At 52.6% G+C, this 9,058-nt stretch carries 11 protein-coding genes; 5 read left to right on the forward strand and 6 right to left on the reverse strand.

Annotated elements, in window-relative coordinates; translation table 11 throughout:
- Positions 1-10: 10 nt before the first annotated feature.
- Both ACWB12_RS08635 and regB read right to left on the reverse strand, forming a co-directional pair.
- Positions 11-1,603, reverse strand: a complete 1,593-nt coding sequence (locus ACWB12_RS08635) for a PAS-domain containing protein (RefSeq protein WP_479529671.1) — start codon at positions 1,601-1,603, stop codon at positions 11-13.
- An 82-nt stretch (positions 1,604-1,685) separates the two neighbouring features.
- Entirely contained in the window at positions 1,686-3,083 is a 1,398-nt protein-coding gene (gene regB, locus ACWB12_RS08640) for a sensor histidine kinase RegB (RefSeq protein ID WP_479529672.1), read from the reverse strand.
- A 99-nt stretch (positions 3,084-3,182) separates the two neighbouring features.
- Between regB and ACWB12_RS08645 the strand changes: the two genes are divergently transcribed.
- The 3 genes from ACWB12_RS08645 to ACWB12_RS08655 all read left to right on the forward strand — a co-directional run bounded on the left by ACWB12_RS08645 (position 3,183) and on the right by ACWB12_RS08655 (position 4,827).
- Positions 3,183-3,806: an SCO family protein gene (locus ACWB12_RS08645; RefSeq protein ID WP_479529673.1), complete on the forward strand. Its 624-nt coding sequence runs from the start codon at positions 3,183-3,185 to the stop codon at positions 3,804-3,806.
- 107 nt (positions 3,807-3,913) lie between these two features.
- The gene (locus ACWB12_RS08650; RefSeq protein ID WP_456388516.1) at positions 3,914-4,468 is read left to right on the forward strand and encodes an ActR/PrrA/RegA family redox response regulator transcription factor; all 555 of its coding nucleotides are present in this window, start codon (positions 3,914-3,916) and stop codon (positions 4,466-4,468) included.
- Complete coding sequence (locus ACWB12_RS08655) at positions 4,465-4,827, forward strand: hypothetical protein (RefSeq protein WP_479529674.1); 363 nt, start codon at positions 4,465-4,467, stop codon at positions 4,825-4,827. Before ACWB12_RS08650 ends, ACWB12_RS08655 begins: the two co-directional genes overlap by 4 nt.
- On the opposite strand, the gene ACWB12_RS08660 is transcribed toward ACWB12_RS08655, so the two are convergent.
- Both ACWB12_RS08660 and ACWB12_RS08665 read right to left on the reverse strand, forming a co-directional pair.
- On the reverse strand, positions 4,824-5,312 hold the full coding sequence (locus ACWB12_RS08660) for an N-acetyltransferase family protein (protein ID WP_479529675.1): 489 nt from the start codon (positions 5,310-5,312) through the stop codon (positions 4,824-4,826). The two genes, ACWB12_RS08655 and ACWB12_RS08660, sit on opposite strands and share 4 nt — an antisense overlap.
- A 5-nt stretch (positions 5,313-5,317) precedes the next feature.
- Entirely contained in the window at positions 5,318-6,187 is an 870-nt protein-coding gene (locus ACWB12_RS08665; RefSeq protein WP_479529676.1) for a LysR family transcriptional regulator, read from the reverse strand.
- Between the two features lie 105 nt (positions 6,188-6,292).
- Between ACWB12_RS08665 and ACWB12_RS08670 the strand changes: the two genes are divergently transcribed.
- On the forward strand, positions 6,293-6,448 hold the full coding sequence (locus tag ACWB12_RS08670) for a hypothetical protein (protein WP_479529677.1): 156 nt from the start codon (positions 6,293-6,295) through the stop codon (positions 6,446-6,448).
- On the opposite strand, the gene ACWB12_RS08675 is transcribed toward ACWB12_RS08670, so the two are convergent.
- On the reverse strand, positions 6,449-7,042 hold the full coding sequence (locus tag ACWB12_RS08675; RefSeq protein ID WP_479529678.1) for an HD domain-containing protein: 594 nt from the start codon (positions 7,040-7,042) through the stop codon (positions 6,449-6,451).
- A 177-nt stretch (positions 7,043-7,219) separates the two neighbouring features.
- Between ACWB12_RS08675 and ACWB12_RS08680 the strand changes: the two genes are divergently transcribed.
- The gene (locus ACWB12_RS08680; RefSeq protein WP_479529679.1) at positions 7,220-7,528 is read left to right on the forward strand and encodes a hypothetical protein; all 309 of its coding nucleotides are present in this window, start codon (positions 7,220-7,222) and stop codon (positions 7,526-7,528) included.
- Here ACWB12_RS08680 and pbfA read toward each other — a convergent pair.
- Entirely contained in the window at positions 7,518-8,882 is a 1,365-nt protein-coding gene (pbfA, locus tag ACWB12_RS08685; protein ID WP_479529680.1) for a (R)-1-hydroxy-2-aminoethylphosphonate ammonia-lyase, read from the reverse strand. The two genes, ACWB12_RS08680 and pbfA, sit on opposite strands and share 11 nt — an antisense overlap.
- Positions 8,883-9,058 lie beyond the last annotated feature (176 nt).

Below are 9,058 nucleotides of genomic sequence, written 5' to 3' on the forward strand. Positions count from 1 at the left end.
GCAAACCCGTTCATGCACCCACAGGTTTTTTTCGTGTCGTGCTGCGTTTGCGGGACGGGTTTTTCGGTATTTTGCCAACATGGAATTTTACCAAGGTCGCGCCACCGGCGAGCGGTGTAAACTGGCAGTCAAGCGTGCGGCCATTATCAAGGGTTGCGTCGCCAAACCACTCAACACGCTCGTTCTGGTTGCCGACAAATTCCCGCAAATCCCCCCACAGCGGGGTTGGATCACAGACCTCTTGCCAGTGGCGCGTGGCGTCAATAATGCCCATCTCGCCAAAAGTGGTGCTGGGGTCAACACCCCATAGACTGATATAGGCTGCATTTGACATGGTGATCAGGCCGGATGATGAAAAAACCACAACAGGGTCATGCAGCGCATCCAGAACAGCCTGACCAACCTCGAGCTCTTCTCGAAAATTGCGTGTCAGGGAAATTTCGGCGCTGATATCTTCAAACAATAGCGCCACAGCCCCGTCAGCATGAGGCCGCCCAGTTACACGATATGTCTGACCGGTTGGCAAGGTCCATGTTTCCTCATAGGTGCCGTCAGTCGCCGCTTCTTCAAGGGCTGTCATTTGATGGCGCCAACTTTTGTAATCTTTCGGTTCCGGCATCATTTGATTTTCACGAAGCCGGTCCAGCAGGGAAAAAAGTGTTGGTCTTGCGCTAAGAAAATCAAACGGCAGTTTTGTCAGATCGGTCAGGGCCGGATTGAACAGTGCCAGTTGACGGTCTTTATCAAAGATCGCCAGACCGATGGAAAGATGGGCAAAGGTTTTTGTCAGCGTCTGGACAAATCCCTTTAGCGAAGTTTCTGCCTGCACGATTGTATCTGCCTGCATGGCGAAACAAAGCATGGATTCATTGACTTTTTTGCAAGATAGGTCGAACCAGAGCAGATCACCTGAGGTATCGTCATTAATAGATACACGCACAATTTGCGGGTTGGGCGCACTATCCGCATCTACCGTGTGATCGAATAGACGTGCGGGGGGCCAGCTATCATTCTGGTTATCGGGCTTGATAGATTTGACCAAAGCCAGATACGCGGAGTTTGCCCAATTGATTTGCCCGTTTCGGCCTACCTGCCAGACAAGGTATGGGGCGAGCTTTGCCGTTCGGCGCAGGGTATCCAGTTCAGTTTCCAGCGCGGCAAGGCTGATGCTGTCGATCAGGGGTTTTTCTGTGGTGTCAGTATTGACCAGAACCAGACGCGCCAGACCATCCCACCATTCTGCCATAATGCGGCTGGTGTCATTTGGATTATCTGGCAAAATGGTGAGTGATCCGGCATCACCAAGCGCCTGTAGGTCATCAGCAAGTGTGGAAAATTGTGGCTTAAAGGCCGTGATTAACCGTTGCCAATCTGTTTTATTTTCTGATTTAGAGCCAAGCATTTTACGGGCGCTGGGCGTCGCGTCCACAAGGGTATCATTTTCGAACAGAAAGGCGGTTTCAGCGTCGCCCTCTAACATCAGGTTGTGTGCTGAGCTTCCTGTCACCTTCATCCCGCGCGAGACAAGCCAAAGGGCAAGCATAGCCACAAGGAACGAAGTTGTGGTGATTAACAATACTGTATTCAGATCAATTCCCTGCATCACCCTAAGCCTGTTCAACAAAATAAACGTCGTAGGAAACTGTGGCGGTAAAATGGTTAACGCCGCGTTAAGGGTGGTAGAATTACACCCGCATAGGCTGGTTTTCTCCAACCGCCAGCTTTGCTTCTGATTTGCTGCGGCTGATGGCTCCCCTTGGCCATGAAACCAAAACGATAGCACCGCACCGCTCGGGGCGCTCGCTTCCGCTTAAAAAGGGATCACACCCATTTGCAAAGCTAAGCTCGGCTCCGGACCGTTCCAGCAGGGTTTTCGCAATGAATAGGCCTAGCCCCATACCTTCGTATCCGGGCCTTTTACCCTGTTCCGGTACCGCTCGGTGTGTGCGCATAAATGGATCGCCAATGCGTTTGATCAAATGAGGCGGGAAGCCATTACCATCATCAATGATCTTTACCGTAATTATTGTGTCGGTCCATTTAATGTCGACCCAAACATGCGTGCCGGCAAAATCCACCGCGTTCTGGATTAGATTTCGCAGCCCGTGGATAATTTCAGGCTGGCGGCGCACATCGGGTTGGACAGATAGGGTGCTATCGTCTGGATACAAGGTAATCGTGACAGGCTTGCCGCGGTTGATATGGGGCTCGGCAGCCTCGTCAACCACAGCCGACAATGGTGCATAACGAAGATGCAAATCATCCTTACCGGCCTGTCCCATTGAATGCAGAATATCCCTGCATCGGTCTACTTGATCGCGGATCAGTTCAACATCTTCTTTTTGCTGCGGCATTGATTCCAGATCATCAATCAATTCCGTGCTGACCAGTTTGATCGTTGCTAGCGGCGTGCCCAACTCATGCGCGGCAGCTGCAACGACGCCACCCAGATCAGTTAGTTTTTGTTCCCGCGACAGGGCCATTTGTGTGGCCAGCAATGCCTCGGACATGGAATCAATTTCAGCGGTGACGCGCCGTTCATATAGGCCTAAAAAAACGGTACCGATCAAGATGGCAACCCAGAATCCGAACACAAACATATCCGGCATTTTCAGGATAAACCCGTCGCTGGTGCGAAGCGGGATGTTATATAGCCCGACAAGAGTGGTCACAGCGATGGTAACCAGCCCCAAAAAGATCGTCGTGCGGGATTGTAAAACGGTTGCTGCAATTGCCACAGGCACAAGGATCAGCAAAGAAAACGGATTGTGCAGACCACCAGTCAAATACAGCAACACGGCCAGCTGCAAGATGTCGAACAGGAACATCAGCATCAATTGGGTTTGGCTCATGCGCTTGCTGTCGGGGAATATGAACATCGCAACTAGGTTGGCGATGGTCGATACTCCTATCACCAAAAAGCAAAGCCCCAGATTTAGCTGTAGGTTATAATATCGAACCGCAATTGTGATGGCCGCGATCTGTCCGAATATGGCAATCCACCGCAACACAATGAATGTGCTAAGACGAATCCAGTCGCTTCGATTGTGTCGAACGTAGGGATTGGTGGGCAATTCAGACATTTGTTTCCCCAGTTTGGTGTGCGGCAATCTGTGTTATTGTTAGTCGGGTCCGATAAGACGATCAATGCACTGTAATCCCAGATCAGGAGAATTAGAACAATGCGTGTGTTTTCGATGGTTGCAATTGCAGTGGTTGCCGCATTATTGGGCACCCTGTGGTATCTGACGGCGAACAAGGATGCAGATGACCTATTTGCACAATGCCGTGCCAGCAACATTATGGGCGGCGCAGGGTCAATTGGCGGACCATTCACATTGGTGGATGAAACCGGCAAAACCGTGACGGACAAGGATGTGATCACCGGACCGACCTTGGTCTATTTCGGCTACACATTCTGCCCAGATGTATGCCCGCTGGACAATGCCCGCAATGCCGAGGCCGTTGAGTTGCTGGAAAGGATGGGCAAGATTGTAAAACCTGTCTTTATCTCGATTGATCCAGAGCGTGATACACCAGAAGCAATGGCAGAATTTACCGATTTTCTGCACCCGCGGATGTTGGGTTTGACGGGCACGCCTGAACAAACCAAAGCGGCATCAAAGGCCTATCATACCTATTTCAAAAAAGAGGAAGACGGCGATCCGGAATACTATCTGGTGGACCATTCGACCCAAACCTATCTGATGTTCCCCGAATACGGGTTTGTCGAATTTTTCCGTCGTGATGAATCGGCAGAAGCGATGGCAAAACGTGTGGCATGTTTTGTGGATGCTGCGTCTTAGTGCGCGTCTCGAATTGATTGATCAAGACTCGCATTAGTCAAATTGACCCGCCTTGCCCAAACACATAGGGTGGGGGGGCAGAACAGTTTGATCCAAAGGGGAAACACATGGCCGAAGGTGATCTAAGAGAAATCGGCGAAGATAAAACGCTGCTTCTTGTTGATGATGACGAGCCGTTTTTGAAACGCCTGGCCCGCGCCATGGAAAAACGTGGCTTTGCACCTGAAATGGCGGGGTCTGTCGCTGCAGGACGTGCGATTGCGACAGCGCGCCCACCGGCCTATGCGGTAGTTGATCTTCGGCTAGAGGATGGTAACGGGCTGGACGTGGTCGAAGTGCTGCGTGAAAAGCGCCCTGATTGCCGTGTTGTGGTTTTGACCGGATACGGTGCGATTGCTACGGCTGTGGCGGCGGTGAAAATCGGCGCGGTGGATTACCTCTCGAAACCTGCGGATGCCAACGATGTAACGGCGGCGCTATTGGCCAAACCCGATGAACTGCCCCCGCCGCCAGAAAACCCGATGTCGGCGGATCGCGTGCGTTGGGAGCATATCCAGCGGGTCTATGAGCTGTGTGACCGTAATGTCAGCGAAACAGCACGACGTTTGAACATGCACCGCCGCACCTTGCAACGGATTTTGGCCAAGCGCAGCCCACGATGAAGTGGGGTATAGTGCTGGCCGCATTGGCGCTGTCGGGATGTGTTACACCGCAACCCGCATTGGCCCCTTTGCCACAACGGATTATTCCTGTTTCAAACGGATTGCAGATTACCGACAGTGGCGGCAAAGAAATCAGTTTTGGCCGCACGCAAGATGGCGTGGAAAAGGCGATTGACCGATTGGTTGGCCCAACGATTATTGACGGGGTGGATGATGGTCAGGGATGTGAGCTGCGTAGTTGGAGCGGTAGCGGGCTGTCCTTGATTTTTGATAACGGCAAGTTTGTCGGCTGGATCGCTGGCCCTCCATTATGGCCTGCACCGACACAATCCGCCGGAAACACATGTATATGGGGCTAGGTCAGCTTTAATCGTTTGCTGATCCGGTCAACTGGGGTGCCATCGTCCAATGGCACACCCTTGGCGACCGAATGATCCAGAAATCCCATTTTGGAATAATAGGCCAACCCGCCGGAATTGTCGGCGCGGATAGTGGCGTCGATTTCGGTAAAGCCCAGAGCGGGCGCGGCCTTGCGGGTCGCTGCAAACAGTGCAGTGCCGATACCGCGTTTAACACTGCCCACCTTGGCAAAGGTGGCGATTATCCCAAGGGTGTTGGGTAAATCGGGATAGGCCTCAAGCGATTGATAGCCCAGAAATTCATCTGTCGTGCGGTCACGGGCAATATAAATACAGCCCGCTGTTTGCAGTTTGTGAATAAAGTCCGCAGCAGCCTTGGCTGTGATTTCTTTTTGAAAGGCTGTCGTCCCGCCAATACGAATTATTTCGTTCAAAAGCGTGGCCATATCAGCGGCGTCATCGGGGTGTGCAGGGCGAATAATCATCAGGGCTACTTACAACACTTCAACCATTTGATAAACACCGCCAGTTTCTTTGATGCTGCTTCTTTTCGGGTCACTAGATAGTACCCTAATGTGCCGGATTCTGCTGTGAATAGGCTGACTAAGGCCCCATTTTCCAGATCATGCTCCACAACGGCTTGCGTTAAAATAGCAACGCCGTAACCAGCGCGAGCCGCCAAATGCACGAGTGTCGCTGTCGGGAAGCTGGTTATTTCGATGTCTGCCAGATCAAGGCCCTGCTCATCGGCCCATAATTTTTGGTCGCGTCGGTCAGATTCGATCAACCATTTTACATCTGTAAGATCGGACAGGCTGTTGACCTTGCGATTGCCGATATATTCCTTCGTTGCAACAACAACAAATTGCGCCGACGCCAGCAATTCACTTTGATACCCCGGCCACACCCCTTTGCCATAGCGGATGGCCAAATCCACACCTTCGCGGCGCAGGTCGGTCAACCCAATACCAGGCAACAGCGCCAGTTCAATTTCTGGGTGATCGGCCCAGAATTCACCAAGGCGCGGCATCAGCCAGCTTTCGGCAAAAGACGGGGTAAGGGCGATGTTAAGCGGGCGATCTTCGGTTTCTGCCCTCAGATCGTTTACCCCCGCCTGAATGGTCAGGAACCCGTCGGATAATGCTGTGGCAAGGCGTTGACCGCTCGGGGTCAACTCCATCTTGCGGCCCTGACGAAACAACAGGCTTTGGGAAAAGAAATCTTCAAGCCCGCGCACATGCTGGGCAATTGCTGCATGGGTGACGTTTAATTCGCGTCCCGCAGCGCTAAAGCTGTTCAATCGCGCTGTTGCCTCGAATGCCCGCAGGCCTGCGAGCGAGGGTATGTTTCGCCAGTCCATAACATCACCATGATAGTTCAACTTACATATTGGAATTCTTTCAGATTCGATATGTCAAAGCAATAGCGCTAAATATGGTGCATCAAAGAAACGAAAGGAAACGATATGTTATCTATTATTTCAGATGCAATGCATGTAGCCAGCCGGACAGAATCCAAACATGATGCTGCCAAACGGCGTTATGAGGCAAAACAGGAAAACCGGCGCAGGGACGAAGAATATTATCGGCGGTGGTTGAATGCATCAGGCAGCCGCTGGTGATTAAAGACTGCGTAGTAGTTCATTATGGCGTGCGGTGAAATCCTGACGCACGGCCAAAGGTGGGCGCAGATGAATGCGCAGACCTTTGATAATATCAGGGGCGGGCTTGCCGAACAGTTTGTCCGCCTCTGTCACGGTAAAGCCCGCAATCTGGGTCGCCTCGAGCCATGCGCTGATTTTATCGGCAGTTTTGATCTGCTTTTTGACCGCGACGGGGATGGTCGCAGGTAGGCCAAAGCGGATGTGAATAGCGGCGGTCAGGCGCTCGTCCAATTCCCCATACCCTGGGCCAACAGCGGCCTTAACCGGTGAAATCATATCCCCGATCACATATTCCGGCGCATCGTGCAATAGTGCTGCCAATTGCCATTTTATTGGCGCTTTGGGTTGGATTAGAGAATAAATCTGTTCAACCAGCAATGAATGTTCCGCCACCGAATAGGCGTAATCCCCGATGGTCTGCCCGTTCCAGCGCGCCACAAACGCAAGGCCATGCGCGATGTCCTCGATTTCAATATCAATCGGGGTCGGGTCCAGCAGGTCAAGGCGGCGACCAGAAAGCATGCGTTGCCATGCGCGGGGTTGTGCGGCCATTTTGGTTGCTCCTTGATCTAATGTTCACTCGCGGACAGTGACGCATTTGTGTCTGACAGTCATTCGCAAATTTCACCAAACACCCCTATTTATATTTCAGGCGGAAGTTGATCCGCCAGCAATCGGCCTTGGTCGAGCAGCGTAAACTGACCAAGTCCATAAATAAGGAGACTTGTTATGTATAAACGTATTGTCACCGCAGCCCTTGTCTTTGGCACATTGGCGCTTGCGCCCCCAACCTATGCACAAAGCGTATGTGCCGATAGGGGTGTTATCACCGAGCGGCTCAAAAGCGGATTTCATGAATCCTATCAGGGTGCCGGCCTGCAAAGCACGACAAGCCTGATTGAGATCTGGAGTTCGGATGAAACCGGCAGCTGGACGATCTTGCTGTCACAAGCCGATGGAACAAGCTGTGTGATTGCGACAGGTATGAACTGGCAGTTTGATATGACCAAAGCAGAAATCGCCGGTATTACCGGATAGCGGTCGCGCCCAGAATTGCGGTCTCGACAATTGTGAGTGCCATATCTAGGTCATCACGTGATATGGTCATTGGTGGCGACAAGGTTAGAACGCAACCATGGCTGATCTTGAAGCTTAGCCCCGCAGCGAGACAAGCGTAATATATCTGTTCGGCCAGCGCATTGCCTGCGGTTTTCTCAGTGCGGTCAGTAACGATTTCGACCCCGAACATCAAACCACGGCCGCGAATGTCACCGACGATGGGGCAATCGGTCAGGTTTGTGTGTAACCGCGCCATTGCATAATCGCCCAACTCGGCAGCGCGATCAATCAACCCTTCCTCCTCGATAATCTCGATTGTGGTCAGGGCGGCGCGGCAGGTGACTGGGTTCTTTTCATGGGTGTAGTGGCCGATGGCAAAATCGCCGCAAACATCCAGATCATTGCGGGCGATACAGGCGGCGATAGGCAGGATGCCACCACCCAACGCTTTGCCAAGGGTCACGATATCGGGGACAATATCATCATGCTCAAAGGCGAACATGCGGCCGGTTTTCCCTAGGCCGGTTGGGATTTCATCCATAATCAACAGCGCCCCGTGGCGGTTGCAGGCCTCGCGCACCATTTTCCAGAAACCGGGTGGCGGCACATAGGGCACGGCACGCATCGGTTCGGCAATAACAGCGGCGACATCGCCTTCGCGCTCCAGCACATAGTCAACCATTTTGGCACAGGCCAGCCCGCAGGTATCGGGGCTGGTGTGGTTATACGGGCAGCGATAACAGGCAAAGGGCGCCACATGTTCGCAACCCGTCATTAATGGCCCCGCGATATGAGAGCGAAACGTGGCCTCGCCGCCAACGCTGGCCGCCCCCATGCCAGCCCCATGAAACGAATCCCAAAATGAGATGGTTTTGAATCGGCCAGTGGCGGCGCGGGCGATTTTCAACGCTACCTCGTTTGCATCGGACCCGCCGGTGGTAAACAGAACCTTGCCCAGATCGGCGGGAGCAATTTCGGACAGCTTTTCGGCCAATTCAACCGCAGGATCACAGGTGAACCGGCGTGGGGCAAATGGCAGGTCATCCAGTTGCGCCTTGATTGCAGCGACCAGTTTCGGGTGGCCATAGCCGATATGATGCACCGAATTGCCATGAAAATCCATGTACCGGCGGCCATCCTTATCAGTGATCCATATCCCGCTTGCCGCAGCAATAGTGCTGACACAGGGGCTGGACAGGGATTGATGTAAAAACACGTCCGCATCGCGTTTTAGCAACGGCGCTGCCTTTGGCCCGATCGAGGCTTCCGCCCAGTGTTGCCGTGCGTCGGATGTGTTCGATTCGCCTTCGGTGTGGGTAATTTTACGTCCCATTCATGCCAGCCTTTCGCCCGTGTATATGCACCAGCTTAGCCCAAGAATTGAAAAGGGGAATTGTTAATTTTCGGAAGGTAGATAAACCATGGGAAAAATCACGAATCTCTTGGTGTTGCCGTTACGGTTAACGAGTGATATCTGCCCCCTAACAACGACGAGTAGCGCAAGGAAGC

The organism is Profundibacter sp., assembly GCF_056498605.1.